This window comes from Fictibacillus norfolkensis (assembly GCF_014836645.1).
Lineage (GTDB): Bacteria > Bacillota > Bacilli > Bacillales > Fictibacillaceae > Fictibacillus > Fictibacillus norfolkensis.
On record NZ_JACSQM010000001.1, the window covers coordinates 329,792 to 344,105 of the forward strand.

At 39.0% G+C, this 14,314-nt stretch carries 13 protein-coding genes and 1 tRNA gene; 5 read left to right on the forward strand and 9 right to left on the reverse strand.

The window, feature by feature from the left end; all coding sequences use genetic code 11:
- Positions 1-87 precede the first annotated feature (87 nt).
- Positions 88-258: a YjcZ family sporulation protein gene (locus H9648_RS01625; RefSeq protein WP_144698432.1), complete on the forward strand. Its 171-nt coding sequence runs from the start codon at positions 88-90 to the stop codon at positions 256-258.
- Between the two features lie 52 nt (positions 259-310).
- On the opposite strand, the gene nagE is transcribed toward H9648_RS01625, so the two are convergent.
- From nagE to nagZ, 9 genes are all read right to left on the reverse strand, one after another.
- Positions 311-1,717 (reverse strand): N-acetylglucosamine-specific PTS transporter subunit IIBC, encoded by a 1,407-nt coding sequence (gene nagE, locus H9648_RS01630; RefSeq protein ID WP_191752041.1) that lies wholly within the window; start codon positions 1,715-1,717, stop codon positions 311-313.
- A gap of 14 nt (positions 1,718-1,731) precedes the next feature.
- Entirely contained in the window at positions 1,732-2,637 is a 906-nt protein-coding gene (murQ, locus tag H9648_RS01635) for an N-acetylmuramic acid 6-phosphate etherase (RefSeq protein WP_225218672.1), read from the reverse strand.
- Positions 2,638-2,674: 37 nt separating this feature from the next.
- Positions 2,675-3,733 carry a DUF871 domain-containing protein gene (locus tag H9648_RS01640; RefSeq protein ID WP_191752042.1) on the reverse strand — a complete coding sequence of 353 codons (1,059 nt, stop codon included), beginning with the start codon at positions 3,731-3,733 and terminating at the stop codon, positions 2,675-2,677.
- A 19-nt stretch (positions 3,734-3,752) separates the two neighbouring features.
- Entirely contained in the window at positions 3,753-5,126 is a 1,374-nt protein-coding gene (locus tag H9648_RS01645) for a PTS transporter subunit EIIC (RefSeq protein WP_191752043.1), read from the reverse strand.
- Positions 5,127-5,178: 52 nt separating this feature from the next.
- Complete coding sequence (locus H9648_RS01650) at positions 5,179-5,898, reverse strand: GntR family transcriptional regulator (RefSeq protein WP_191752044.1); 720 nt, start codon at positions 5,896-5,898, stop codon at positions 5,179-5,181.
- Between the two features lie 8 nt (positions 5,899-5,906).
- Positions 5,907-6,626 (reverse strand): glucosamine-6-phosphate deaminase, encoded by a 720-nt coding sequence (gene nagB, locus H9648_RS01655; RefSeq protein ID WP_191752045.1) that lies wholly within the window; start codon positions 6,624-6,626, stop codon positions 5,907-5,909.
- Entirely contained in the window at positions 6,623-7,810 is a 1,188-nt protein-coding gene (gene nagA / locus H9648_RS01660) for an N-acetylglucosamine-6-phosphate deacetylase (protein ID WP_191752046.1), read from the reverse strand. The genes nagB and nagA overlap by 4 nt, the downstream gene beginning before the upstream one ends.
- Before the next feature lie 121 nt (positions 7,811-7,931).
- Positions 7,932-9,185, reverse strand: a complete 1,254-nt coding sequence (locus H9648_RS01665; protein ID WP_191752047.1) for an exo-beta-N-acetylmuramidase NamZ family protein — start codon at positions 9,183-9,185, stop codon at positions 7,932-7,934.
- Positions 9,186-9,202: 17 nt separating this feature from the next.
- On the reverse strand, positions 9,203-11,224 hold the full coding sequence (gene nagZ, locus H9648_RS01670) for a beta-N-acetylhexosaminidase (RefSeq protein WP_191752653.1): 2,022 nt from the start codon (positions 11,222-11,224) through the stop codon (positions 9,203-9,205).
- Between the two features lie 427 nt (positions 11,225-11,651).
- Between nagZ and H9648_RS01675 the strand changes: the two genes are divergently transcribed.
- From H9648_RS01675 to H9648_RS01690, 4 genes are all read left to right on the forward strand, one after another.
- Positions 11,652-11,727, forward strand: a tRNA-Ala gene (locus tag H9648_RS01675).
- Between the two features lie 166 nt (positions 11,728-11,893).
- On the forward strand, positions 11,894-12,184 hold the full coding sequence (locus H9648_RS01680; protein ID WP_191752048.1) for a hypothetical protein: 291 nt from the start codon (positions 11,894-11,896) through the stop codon (positions 12,182-12,184).
- A 380-nt stretch (positions 12,185-12,564) separates the two neighbouring features.
- Positions 12,565-13,377 carry an ABC transporter permease subunit gene (locus tag H9648_RS01685; protein WP_191752049.1) on the forward strand — a complete coding sequence of 271 codons (813 nt, stop codon included), beginning with the start codon at positions 12,565-12,567 and terminating at the stop codon, positions 13,375-13,377.
- On the forward strand, positions 13,374-14,303 hold the full coding sequence (locus H9648_RS01690) for an ABC transporter permease subunit (protein ID WP_191752050.1): 930 nt from the start codon (positions 13,374-13,376) through the stop codon (positions 14,301-14,303). The genes H9648_RS01685 and H9648_RS01690 overlap by 4 nt, the downstream gene beginning before the upstream one ends.
- Positions 14,304-14,314: the final 11 nt, after the last annotated feature.

Consider the following 14,314-nt stretch of genomic DNA (forward strand, 5'->3'; position numbering starts at 1 on the left):
TATCACCGTTTCTATGCTCATCCTACTTGCATAAAATAAGTTGAGGAGAGAAATCGGCTTCTCACACGCAAGAAGAGGAGTGAAAATATGTCGTCAAGAAAGTACTGTTCTGATAGCTTTACGCTTTACGTGGTACTATTCGTGCTGCTCATTATTGTCGGAGCCGTCTCGTTTAATGGAAACTGCTGTGTTTATGCTTACCCATGTTCCTATGGATACGCAGCAAACGTACCAGTAAGTGGTTATTGGAACGTGTAATAAAGAAGTGACCACCATTTTCTAAAAGAAGATGGTGGTCTTTTTTATAGCTTTATAGCTTATCTCTCATACAATCTGCGATCGGTTCAACCTCAGATCCTACAACGACCTGTATATTTTGATTATTAAGCTTGATCAGACCTTTTGATCCTGCTTTTTTAAGCGCTTCTTCATCAACTTCTGAAAAGTCTTTAATCTGAACTCTTAATCTAGTAATACAGTTTTCCAGCAGCACAATATTATCTTTTCCTCCGAGTGCACTCATATATGCTGATGCAGCCCTTTCATACTTTCCATTCGCTGTAGTAGTAGCTGCAGCTTCTGATACAATAGCATCTTCATCTTCTCTGCCCGGTGTTTTCAAGTTCAGTTTCACAATCAGATAACGGAATATTCCATAGTATAAAACAAAATATACTGCACCCATCGGAAGTAACAACCAACCATTCTGGGAGATACCGATGTTTAAGAAGTAATCAATCGCTCCAGCAGAAAACGTGAACCCATGATGGATATCTAGTAATACTGCGACCGACATCGAAACAGCGGTTAATACAGCATGAATCACATACAGTAAAGGAGATAGGAACATGAAAGCAAATTCGATTGGTTCTGTAATTCCAGTAACAAAAGAAGTAAGAGCCAAACTGCCTAGCATTCCTGCTACTGCCTTCTTACGATGTTTTTTTGCTGTATGGATCATGGCTAAACAAGCTGCCGGAAGTCCGAACATCATTACAGGGAAAAATCCAGCCATATAAAAGCCAGCTTTAGAATCTCCAGCAAAAAATCTCGATAGATCTCCAGTTACGACCTTCCCATTTTCGCCTGTAAATTCACCAAATACAAACCATAAGAAACTGTTGAGTACATGATGAAGCCCTAGTGGGAGCAGTAGACGGTTAAAGAAACCGAATATACCTGCACCGATTGCACCCGCACTTGTAATCCAAGTACCAACGTTTTCTAATCCCATCTGAAGGTATGGCCAGATAAATCCGAAAACAAGCGCTAAAAGTACCATCGTTCCAGCCGTTACGATTGGAACAAATCGTTTACCTCCAAAGAAAGAAAGCCATTCTGGGAGTTTCGTATTATAAAATTTATTATATAAAAGTCCAGCTATGACCCCTGCGAGGATACCTCCTAAGACGGACATATCAAATTTTCCGTCATAATCAAGGTTTACTTCTGCAAATGTTTTGGCTCCTTCTGTTAGTACGAAGTAACCGATCGCTCCTGCAAGTCCAGCAGCTCCACTCCCATCCCTGGACAGACCTACTGCGACACCTATTGCAAATAATAACGCTAGATGACCAAAAATCGCATTACCTGATGCCACTAAGAATGGTATATCTAATAAATCCTCTTGACCAAAACGTAGCAAAAGTCCAGCTGCAGGAAGAACTGCGATCGGAAGCATGAGCGCACGACCAATACGCTGTAAGAAACCTAACATAGTACCTACCCCTCTCACTTTTGAGTGAAATTACGTATCGCTTCTTTTAACTTTCCATTATGCTGATCAAGTTGCAATTTGGCTTCGTTTGGAGCGACGCCTGTAACAAGCTGAAAAATCGCGGCCTTTGTATTGCCGCCTTGTTCTTGCAAAGCCATTTCCGCTTCTTCTTCTGTTGCGCCAGAAGCTTCGATAATAATATTTTTGGCACGCTGAACTAGTTTCTCATTCGTTGGTTGAACATCGACCATGAGATTGCTGTACACCTTACCCCATCGCACCATGCTTGCTGTACTAATCATGTTCAATACAAGTTTTTGAGCGGTACCGGCTTTCATTCGAGTAGAACCTGTGACCACTTCTGGCCCCGTAACGACAGGAATGCTAATATCCGCAAGCTTTTCCATGGGTGAATCTAAAGAACACACAAGAGCTGCTGTTAATGCTCCTTTTGTTTTTGCGTATTTCATCGCACCTAAGCAATATGGCGTTCTGCCAGAAGCCGCAATAGCAACAACAACATCTCGTTCAGTTATTTTTAAAGCTTTAAGATCGGATTCACCTAGCTCTGCATCATCTTCCGCTCCTTCAATCGCATGCTGAAGGGCATAATCACCTCCTGCAATGACCCCAACTACTAAACTAGGATCTGTGCCGTATGTGGGAGGACACTCTGATGCATCCAAAACGCCTAACCGTCCACTTGTTCCAGCACCAATATAGATCAATCGACCTTCATTTTCAAAAGCTGTGACTACCTTTTCAACGACAGAACTGATTTCTCTTAAAACAGGAGTAATACAACTGGCTACTCCCAGATCGGCTTCGTGTATTTTTCGGATCACTTCTAAAGTTGTAAGTTCATCAATAGTTAACGTGTCAGGGTTTCTTTTTTCTGTAGCCAATTTGGTTAAGTCCATCTTGATCTCCTTTAAATGGTTGATAGTTAACAAAACTTTATTTCACGTTTGAATTCAACAGCACAAATCTCTTGCCGCCTCCAACTTTCTTCATCAGTGACAAGCTCTCTTCTTTTATACGTCCCGCTACATTCGTTTTTGTATCAGCAGGAATATCTTTTAAACAAATCTGAAGTTCACCTGCATACCTGCCATATAACTCGTTTTCAACCGTTATCGTTCCTTCATTAAATACTTCTAACCCATGAGCTTCCTGTTGAAAATGAGAAAGCTGTTGTCGTGACTCAACAGAACGGATCACATATTCTGCAGCATCCATTCTATTTGAATGAACCATGTTGTTGAATATCTCGTATCCTTTGTTAAAGTCGGCATAAAGAGGGACTGTACCTTCCATTAAATACTTTAGTTCTTGTAAAGTTTTGTTCATCAGGTTTAAATCTCCTACACAGATTTTGTCCGTGTTCATTTCTTGAAGTTCCAATGCAGCAAGTGCCGGTGAGACATGTCTGTGATTCTCAATTGTAGGAAGTCCTAACTGAAGAGGACCCCGTAATTGTTCATCACCTTGAATAAATGCCATCGTTTTGATTCCATACCGATGAAACAGAGCATTTCTCTCATAAAGAGATTGCTTTGAGATACCTGTAAACGGTTTTGGATAAAAGTTGTGCCAAGCCTCTGTTTGATTCGGTTGAAGTCCCTCATCCATCAACTTCTTAAGCTCTTCTTCGTCAATGGTACTAGCATTCAAACCAATTTTAAGATGGTGAGACAGCCAAGCGATCTGCTTGGCCGTAAACCCATAATCCATCCTGATACCCGAAATGCCCCAGTCTGTTAAGGAAGGCAGTTCAGAAAATAATAAACCTAACCGTTCAAGAGAAGCTGGTGAAACATCTGCCATTACTTCCATATGAAACTCTTGAGCGGTTTTTCCTAACCATTTAACTTGTTTAACGTAATCCACGTTCTTCTCTTCAGGAATATGAAGTGAAGTAAAGATGTACTGAAATCCGTTCTTAGCGGCTTTCTCCATCCAGTTTTTATTAAACGTGTCTGATTCACTTAGATAGATTGAAATCCCATAACACAAAACGTTCACTCCTGATTCGTTAGATGTCTTTTGCCATACTCTCTTTAAATCCAAACGTCCATGTGAATAAGAATCCGAAGAAATAAGCAATTACTAAACCTACTAAATAGAGGACCATTTCATTTGCATGTACAAGGAATACTAAAGGAATACCTGATACACCGATTGCAACTGTTGCTATCTTAAAGAACGCTTGGAACGCTCCCCCTACTGCAGCTCCTAGACAAGCTGTTAAGAACGGTCGTCCTAGTGGAAGAGTAACACCAAAGATCAAAGGCTCTCCGATTCCGAGCATACCAACAGGTAATCCACCTTTAATAACTTTACGAAGACGCTGGTTCTTTGTTTTAAAGTAGATCGCAAAGGCAGCACCTACTTGCCCTGCTCCACCCATCGCTAGAATCGGTAATAGCGGATCATCACCAATCGTATTAATAAGCTCCATGTGTACTGGTGTTAACCCTTGATGCAATCCTGTTACAACCAATGGAAGGAATGTTCCTGCTAAGATAAGTCCAGAGAAAATACCGCCTACATCAAGAATATTTAATAGTCCTTTTGTGATAACGTCTGAAAGAAAACCACCAACAGGCTGCAGGACATAAAGAGTTGCAAATCCTGTAATCAGCAGCGCTAAAGTTGGTGTAACAATAATATCAATAGCTGCTGGAACAAATTTACGAATTCTCTTTTCTAAAAAGACGATAAATATTGCAGCTAACATAACACCTATTAAACCACCACGACCAACAACTAACGGATCTCCAAAAAGCGTAATATTAGCTAGGTTCGGATTGATGATTAAGATTCCGGCAGCTCCTCCAAGTGCAGGGGTGCCTCCAAATTCTTTTGCTGTGTTGATACCAACGAATACAGCCAAGTAAGCAAACAACCCGCCACCAATAACACCCATCATCTGCATGAATGATGTGTCTTTATCAGCGCCATAGTTGATTGCCGCGTTCGTGATTCCCATAATCAAACCAGACGCTACGATTGCAGGAATCAGCGGAATAAAGATGCTAGCGATCTTGCGTAAAAACTGTTTGAAAGGTGTTGCATTCTTTTTGTTGATGGAATCCTTATTCATTCGAGCCATCTGTTCGAGGTCCATTGGATCCGTCTCATCAACAGATTGGATGTTCATACCCGTTTCTTCGCTCATCGCAAGAGTGACGCGATTAACGATGCCAGGCCCGACAATGATCTGCAGTGTATCATCTTCAACGACACCCAACACACCATCTACTTCTTTAAGACCTTTGAGATCCGCCTTTGACGGATCGTGTAAATTAACCCGAATTCTCGTCATACAGTGCATCAACGATTGGATGTTTGAAGAACCTCCAAGTTTTTCGATGATACCATGAGCCATCTGCTGCTCTTTCCCCATGCTTCTTCCCCCTTTTAGTAAACGCTTTCATTTTTATATAAAACGCTGTTTATCAGCGTTTCATATCAATCATAAATTTGTAGCGATCGCCTCTATAAACCGAATGAACAATCTCAAGAGGTCTTCCTGTAGTTAAATACGTTTGTCTCTTAATGAGAAGAACTGCTGCGCCTTTTGTAATCTCAAGTATCTCGCTTTCTGCTTCACGCGAAATGGACGCTTCTAAACTTTGTGTCGCATAATCTATTACAAATCCTGCATTCTCAACTTCAGAATACAAAGAACCTTCTTTTATATGTGATTCGTTTAATTCAAGAAGATCAACGGGAACATAAGTCGTCTCGAACGCCATTGGAATGTCATTTGCAAGGCGAACACGTTTTATCTCATAAATTTCTTGATCCTCTTCGATCTCAAGCGCTTTTGCTACTCTGTTTTCAGCGGTTGTTTTTTGGAAAGATATAAGTCTAGATGCTGGTCTATAGCCTCGTGACTTCATGTCTTCTGTAAAGCTTGTAAGACCTAGAAGCTTCTGCTCTATTTTCTTTGCAGAAACAAAGGTTCCTTTCCCTTTTCGGCGGGTTAAGTAGCCATCATTCACAAGATTATTGATAGCCTGCCGGACTGTCATGCGGCTTACTTCATAGTTTTCAGCAAACTCTCTTTCAGAAGGTATCATGGTTTCAGATTCCCATTCACCTTTATCAATCTTTTGTTTGATCGCTTCTTCGATCTGAAAGTAAAGTGGCATTGGTGATGTTTTATCTATCATAAAAATACTTAACTCTCCTCTTCTAAAAGACTCCTTGCACCTTCGTCAGCTAACACAATAACGTTAGGATGATGATTAAGAAGCGTCGCTGGTATATCAGAATTTATGGTACCTTGAAATAGTTCTCTTAATGCTCTCGCTTTTTTTTCACCGGCAGCAAGAAGCAGGATTTCTTTACTCTCTAGGATTGTGCCAATCCCCATCGTAATCGCTTTTCGCGGCTGTTTCTCATGTGTAAAATATTTTGCATTCGCCCTTAATGTGGACTCTGTTAACTCGACTACATGCGTGCGTGAACTAAAATCTGTACCAGGTTCATTAAAACCGATGTGTCCGTTCTCTCCAATACCGAGCACCTGAAGATCGATACCACCCAGTTGTTTGACCACTTCTTCATACCGCTTGCATTCTTTCTCAAGGTCTACGGCGTTACCATCTGGGAGATGAGTTTGATTCTTATGAATTCCGATATGGTCGAAAAAGTTTTGTTGCATATAATCATGATAAGCTCTGGAACCGACATATTCGTCAAGGTTAACAGTGTGCACATGTGAATAGGACTGCTTATACTCTTTACTATATTTTGAAAGGTGTCGGTACATGCCTAAAGGTGTCCTCCCTGTAGCAAGACCTAGCACAATTCTTTCTGAACGCTTAATTTTTGAAAACACATATTCAGCTGCCATTCTACTAAGCTCTTCTTCGTCGGAAACCTTAATCAATCTCAAACTCGTTCCCCCTTTCGTTGATAGACAAGCTCTCCTCGACAAAATGTCATAAGCACATCGCATTCCTCGGTCAACACCGTAATATCTGCGTCTTTACCGACAGAAAGACTTCCTTTTCGTTCAAAGATCTGCAGTTCTTTTGCAGCATTCTCACTCGTCATTTTCACAATATCTGACCACGAGCAATGCGTATAATCCATCATGTTTTTAACAGCGATGTTCATCGGCAAGATACTTCCTGCTAGTGTTCCGTCAATTAATCTAGCTTCATCAGCTTTTACAGATACCTGCTGACCACCAAGTGTATAAGTGCCTTCTCCTAGACCTTTTGCTCTCATCGAATCCGTAATCAAAATAGTTCGTTCTGAACCAGTAGAATGATAGGCTAGTCTAATCATCTCAGGGCTTGCATGAACGCCGTCCACTATCATCTCAACCTTTAGTTCATCCTCTAAGAGAGCAGCCCCTGCAACTCCTGGATCTCTATGATGCATCCCACGCATGCCATTAAATAAGTGTGTGACGTGAGAAATACCTGCTTCAATCCCATCTTTTACTTCTACATAAGAACTATCACTATGACCAATCGAAGCGATTACATCTTGTGAAGATAAAGACTTTGTAAGCTCTAATCCACCATCCATCTCAGGCGCTAACGTAACGAGTTTTATAAGATCATCAGCCGATTTTTGAAATTCGTTAAATTGATGCACGTCAGGCTGCAGAATAAAAGACTTAGGCTGTGCGCCCGCTCGTTTATGAGAAATAAAAGGTCCTTCAAGATGAATTCCAAGCATTTCAGCGGCTGAATTTCGAGATTGTTTTATGAAGTTTGCAGCAGCATTCAGTGCGTTATGAATAACAGACGTTTCTTCAGTCATCGTTGTTGCTAAAAAAGACGTTGTTCCTTCTGCAGGGAGATGTTTTGCAATAATCTCTAGTGCTTTTTGCGTTCCGTCCATAAAATCTGCTCCCGCAGCACCATGAATATGAATATCGATCATGCCAGGGAGGATGATACATCCCTTAGGCAAGTTATACCTAATAACATCTTCATCCGTTGAGAGGGGATCTGTTGTGTCAACATGATGAATCTTATCGTCTTTAATCCACAAATATCCGTTATCAACGAGCTGTCCTTTTTCGTTGATTAAGGTTCCCACAAGTAAAATTTTAGGTTTCATGTCCACTCCCCTTTATCACTTTATGCCTAGCCTACCATTCTTATGACTAGTTGTCTATACCAGTCAGAAAATTCAAATAAAAAGCTAAGGCTAAAGAAACCGCCTTAGCTTTTTCTCACACTTAATACAACAAATATTTTTTTCTTACATCTTTAAAATTCTCAAGTTCTTGATCATATCGAGAAACGATTTCATCTACAGTACGTCCTGTTTCAATATACTCTCGAACCCATCCGTTTCCGGTTAATAGATCGAAGAAAGAGATCCCTCTACTATCTTCTGCCCTGAATTCAAAATCATTTGGGTAAAGATCATGAATGCTTTTCACAAGAGTGATTCCAGTAAGTATAGGCTGGAATAACTTTTCATCCTTCACATGAATCTCTACTCCGTGAGATAGCTTCCCTGCATGCTTAGATGAAGCCGGGATAAACGACGCTGCTCTAAATGTAACGCCTGGCAGAGCTTCTTTATTCAATTCCTCTGCTAACTGATCTCCGTTAATAAATGGGGCACCGATCAACTCAAACGGCTTAGTCGTTCCGCGACCTTCTGAAACGTTTGTCCCTTCAATCAGCGCACTTCCAGGATACACAAGTGCCGTATCCTTTGTTGGCATGTTAGGAGAAGGCAACACCCATTCAAGCCCACTGTCTTCATAGCTCCAGGATCTCTTCCATCCTTTCATTTCTACCACTTTTAAATCAGCATCAACATCAAACTCTTTATTAAATAATTTCGCCAGCTCTCCTACAGTCATGCCATGTTTCAACGGAATAGGATAAAGACCAACAAATGAAGAATACGCAGGATCTAATACTGGCCCTTCTACTTCTTTACCTCCTAGTGGATTCGGACGATCGAGTACCACAAATGGTATATCGTTCTCTTTTGCTGCTTCCATCGCATATGCCATCGTGTAAATATACGTATAGAAACGTGTACCTACATCTTGAATATCAAAAACCAAAACATCGATCCCTTCAAGCATCTCAGGAGTTGGTTTTTTTGTTGCTCCATATAAGCTGTAGACTGGAAGACCTGTTTTTGGATCATTGTAGAATTCAACATATTCTCCAGCTTGAGCACTTCCCCTTACTCCGTGTTCAGGTCCGTACAAAGCTTTCAGCTCTACATCTGGATGATTGTATAGAACATCAACGATACTGTTCAAGTTGCGGTCTACTCCAGTCGGATTCGTGATTAAACCGACCTTCTTCCCCTTTAATACCCTCATATCATGATTCAACAATTGCTCTAGCCCTGTCTTAAACCTTTTCTTATGATCAAAAACTTTCTGGTTCGTAGCTTGAGCACCTGGCAATATAAAAGAAAACAACATCAATATCGTTAAAAAAATTCCCCATTTTCTCATTGTCTATTTCCCCCCTATTAGTAGCTTTCGCCATGACCAAACGGATATAGAATCTGTTCTAAACCTTCTTCATAGATCGTAACAGGTAGCTTACCTGAAGGATCGTTCATACCAAAAATGGTTTCTGCTGCTGCTCTAAAGCTCGCATCTCTGAAGCTGTATTGTGTAAGATAAGCTGAAACTTCAGGGAACGCCATAATATCATAAGGATTTCTAATACCTATAGCTGTTGTTTTATCTGGTGCTGTATCAATAACTTGATTGATCATCTGCATTTGAGCTGAAGACGGTGAACGTCCAGCCACGTTAAACGTATAGGTTCCGAGAACAACGAGGTCGGCATCATTTACTTTTTGCAACTGTTCCGCATTTAAAGGTTTATCTGCTTTAATCAGCTCGACCGATGAGTGATGAAAAGCTAATGCTTGTTTAACGTTTTCAATATAGGTATTGCCAATAACCACTACCGACTTGACCTCGTTCTTATTAACCGGTAAAAGATTATCGTTCTTCACAAGTGTGATTGACTTTCTTGCCGCTTCATTTTCTAAAGCCTTATGATCTTGGTTTCCAACTATTTCTTCTGCATGTTCAATTTTGTCTTCAACTGGTGTCTCATTTACTTGTTTGTAAATACCTCGATTCGCTTTTAATATCAATAGACGCTCAACAGATTGGTTCAATCTTTTTTCTGTAATTTCACCATTATCGACTGCCTCATATAAACCGTTAGCGACTTCTTCTAACCCTACCGGCATCAATACGATATCTGTTCCAGCATTTACTGCACGAATTACTGCATCAACTGGTCCAAAGTGATCAACAATGGCGTTCATGTTTAATGCATCGGTAGAAATAACACCTTTAAAGCCCATCTCTTTTCTCACTAAATTTGTTAAAACTTCGTATGACAATGTGGCTGGAAGATTGATTTCTGTTCCATCCTTTTTAGAAATTACAGTGGTAGGATCAATTTTAGGGAAGGTAACATGTGCTGTCATAATAGCATCAATACCTTCATCCATCGCTTGCTGAAAAGGATATAGCTCAACTTCTAATAACCGCTCTTTTTCATGAGGTACAGACGGCAGACCTAAATGGGAATCAACTGCTGTATCACCATGACCTGGAAAGTGTTTAGCAGTGGCAGCCATACCTGAATTTTGTAATCCTTTTGTATAAGCAGTACCTAAATCAGCGACTAACTGTGGATTTTCACCAAATGATCGTACTCCAATGACAGGATTATCCGGATTGTTGTTAACATCTAAAACAGGAGCAAGGTTCATATTAATCCCTAATGAATGGAGCTCTGATCCGATGGCATGTCCGACAGATTCCGCCATCTCTGTAGATCTTGTGGCACCAAGCGCCATATTTCCTGGGAAATCGGTACCGCTTTGCAAACGTGTCACAATTCCACCTTCTTGGTCGATTGATACCAATAAACCATAATCTTCATTTGCTTTTTTATATTCATCGACTAATCTAACTGTCTGCTCTGTTGTTACTACATTTTCTCTAAATAGAATAACGCCACCGAGGTGATATTTTTTTACAAGTTCTCTAATCTCATCGTTCATTTCCGTTACAGGTTGCCCTTTCCAATTGCGGAAATCTGGCATTAACATCTGGCCGACCTTTTCTTTTACTGTCATAGACTTTATCGCTTTTCTGATCACGTCATATTTTTGGTTTTTTTGTTTTATAAATTCTGCCTTCCCGTTTTTAACGTGTATTCCGATTTTGTCGAACGACTTACCATCTGTAACAATGATAATTGTTGCACCATTCTTACCGTTTAATTTTACAAGGCCCTCACTGTTTACAGAGGCAACTCTTTTATTAAGGGATTTCCATATTAAATGGTTTGTCGCTTCGACATATGTTCCGTCTTTACTTGTTAACAATGCTGCTAAATCTACTGTGTCGCCGTTAATATGCTTACTTAGTTGCGGCATATTTTGAGCGATCATTAAGCCTTCATTTCTTTTATGTTTGGCTGAAACACCTTCAGCCTTCCCCACTCCAGCAAACATAGGAACGATCAATAGAGCAATCAAAAAAACATACCGAATGTTTATTGATATTTTCACATTACTAACCTCCTTGATATTTGGTAGCGCTTTCTTTCTTTGTCACTTTTCGGTAGAAAAAAAGCGGTTCCTGTCACATGGAGACAAAACAGAACTTAAGTCCTTAAAGATCATAGGACTAGTTGTCTATACCAATTTAACAACATTACTTTTAAGGTAAAAAAGACTTATATCTTTTTGTTAGAGTGTCAATTACGTAGAGAATTAGAATCTTTTAGTTTTAAAAATTTCAGATGAACATTTCTATATCCTAATTCGTTATGTATTTTAATTATTATTTGAAGTTAAGAAAGAGGATATGCAGATTTATCCAAAAAGGGCTTGCTCCATTTTTAGAATAATTATATACTTTTCTATGTCAGTATTAATCGGGGGCTTAGCTCAGCTGGGAGAGCGTTTGGCTGGCAGCCAAAAGGTCAGCGGTTCGATCCCGCTAGTCTCCACCATACATAACAGTCAAAAACCCTTGAGGAATCAAGGGTTTTGTTTTTTTTAAATGGCAAATTTTTATCAAATAAAATTGTTTAATCGTATAGGTTCACATTTGGTTCACCTTTAGTTACTAAAGGGAAAAATAGGATGATAAAAAATTATAAATTGGGGTGATAGGATGTGGGTGCTATTAAAGAAAGACTAGGACAACAAGAAAGGCTATTTTTATATCCCTGTGGTATGAGGGAGGAATTTCAGTTTGAAGTAAGAGAAAAAGTTAGTCTAGATGTTGAGGAAGATAAAATCGATATTGATAAACATACCTACCGTAGGTTCACACAGTTGGTAGGTGTGAGGGGAAGAATCACGATACATTTAGAGATAAGAGAAGTACTTAAAGATCAAACCTATCAAATGTTAGTTAGGCAGGATACACAGCAAAATATATTAATACCAGCTCAGGGCTATTAATAAAATTCTAAAAAAGCACATCTATTAGTGCTTTTTCGTATGATTACTAGATTAATTACGGTATATGAAATTATATGATATCTACAGCTAGTATGTTGAATATCCCAAATAATCACTTATCGAACAATTTAGTCCTCTTTTTATATAGGTTTAAATACCTATAAACAACATAGGATATATAGCTTATTTTGTTGAATGATTTTTTGCTCCTATAGATTGAAACACTGTGATTTCCAATAAAATCAAGGGTTTACCCATTGTTTTACAGGAGAACTATAACTGGAGTTATCTTAATATTCAATAATTATTATTATGGTCATTGGAAAAAGATGTTACAATTATTACAAGCAATCATATAAAGATTACAAGGGGGCTAAATAGTGACTAGTAGGTACGGTAAAAGACTACGATCTATTATTATCGGAGTAATAATCATTAGTTTCTTTCCAACACTGTTCTTTGGGGTGGAACAGCAAAAAAGTATGAAACCTTGGGAATACATGCTTGGTGGACGAGCTTATAGTTTATTCCCTGATATATTCGAGAAGTTTTTATACTCTATGACCATTTTGCTTGCAGCATTACTTTTTGGACTATTTTTGGCTTTGACCATTACTTTTATCTCAACATTACTTCCTCGTTCCTTGCAGAAGATTATCTACGGATTCTACACAATGTTAGAAGCGTTACCAGACTTATTTATCATTATCGTACTTCAAGTATCCGTGGTAGCCATCTACAAAAAGACTGGTTTGTTAATCGGAAATGTTTCAAATGTGTACGAAAGCAAGATATACTTTTTCCCGATTCTCACACTGTCTATTCTTCCGGCTATTCAGCTTTTTAAGATTACATATTTATTATTAAATGAAGAAATGAATAAGCCTTATGTAAATGTAGCCAGATCACTCGGACACAGTAACGTATATATCACGATTAATCATGTGTTTCGTAACGTGCTTGCAAGTCTGTTTCATTACTCAAGAACCATATTCGTTTTCATGCTCTCCAATCTATTTATATTAGAATATGTTTTTAACCTCCACGGTATTATGACCATTATGTTAAACACAAAAGGCGTTGCTTTTATCATCACTGTTCTATTTGTAGCAATTCCATTCTCATTTCTTTTTGAGTGGATTGAGCGTTATACGCAGAGATTAAATGTACATAGAGAGGAAGAAGCAGCTTGATAAAACAACTACTAAAACAACCTCAGTTTTTGTTAGGTTTCTTTATCATCATTTCGTTACTATTTGTGAGCTTGGGGCTTAACTCTATATATGAAGGACCAAAAGAAGTTAAATTTCTGTATAAAAATGATGGCTCTATATCAAAAGTAGCTCCATTCTCTCCTACTGATATCCCCCCCTTTGGAACTGATCGTGATGGTAGAGACTTATTCTATATGATCTTGGATGGAGCCAAATATACACTATTGATTGCACTAGGCGTTGCTTTTTTAAGGTTAGTATCAGCTGTACTCATCTCCTTTTTGTATAAAGGGCAACTCAAGAACAACACATTCTTTAATGATCTTGTCCAATCAACACTCTATGTACCGGCTACCATATTTGCATATATGCTTATGATTCCGTTGTTCATCAAAAGTACAACGGACCCTATTAGTTTTGGAAAGATGGTCATCATTCAATGCATTATATTAACGTTGATCGGTATCCCGTCACTCGTGGTTACATTTAGTGGAGATATCAAGAACATTATGAATAAAGATTATATTATTAGCACAATGTCATTAGGTGCGAAGAAAAAATATATCTACCGTAAACATGTACTACCTGAAATCAAGCCCAAACTGTTTTTATTATTTGCTCAACAAGCTGTTCAAATCTTGATTCTACTTGCACACCTTGGAGTTTTGGCAGTGTTTGTTGGCGGATCTCAAACAGAAATGCGAGGAGACTTCTTAAATCTAACAGCAGAAAACGTTCCCATCGCAGGAGAATGGTCTGGTATCATCGGCCACTCCTTTCAGGAAGTATTAACTGCACCTTGGATAATCTTAATTCCACTTGGATTTTTCTTTGTATCTATCTTTTCTATCAACATGATGATAAGTGGTTTGCAAAACATCATTTCCAAAAACAAACGAAAATAATGAGGTGAAAA

What these genes read in the sequence shown, in the direction of transcription:
- H9648_RS01625 (WP_144698432.1), top strand. Translation starts at nt 88, where the DNA reads ATGTCGTCAAGAAAGTACTGTTCTGATAGCTTTACGCTTTACGTGGTA.
- nagE (WP_191752041.1), bottom strand. Translation starts at nt 1,717, where the DNA reads ATGTTAGGTTTCTTACAGCGTATTGGTCGTGCGCTCATGCTTCCGATC.
- murQ (WP_225218672.1), bottom strand. Translation starts at nt 2,637, where the DNA reads ATGGACTTAACCAAATTGGCTACAGAAAAAAGAAACCCTGACACGTTA.
- H9648_RS01645 (WP_191752043.1), bottom strand. Translation starts at nt 5,126, where the DNA reads ATGGGGAAAGAGCAGCAGATGGCTCATGGTATCATCGAAAAACTTGGA.
- H9648_RS01650 (WP_191752044.1), bottom strand. Translation starts at nt 5,898, where the DNA reads ATGATAGATAAAACATCACCAATGCCACTTTACTTTCAGATCGAAGAA.
- nagA (WP_191752046.1), bottom strand. Translation starts at nt 7,810, where the DNA reads ATGAAACCTAAAATTTTACTTGTGGGAACCTTAATCAACGAAAAAGGA.
- H9648_RS01665 (WP_191752047.1), bottom strand. Translation starts at nt 9,185, where the DNA reads ATGAGAAAATGGGGAATTTTTTTAACGATATTGATGTTGTTTTCTTTT.
- nagZ (WP_191752653.1), bottom strand. Translation starts at nt 11,224, where the DNA reads ATGTTTGCTGGAGTGGGGAAGGCTGAAGGTGTTTCAGCCAAACATAAA.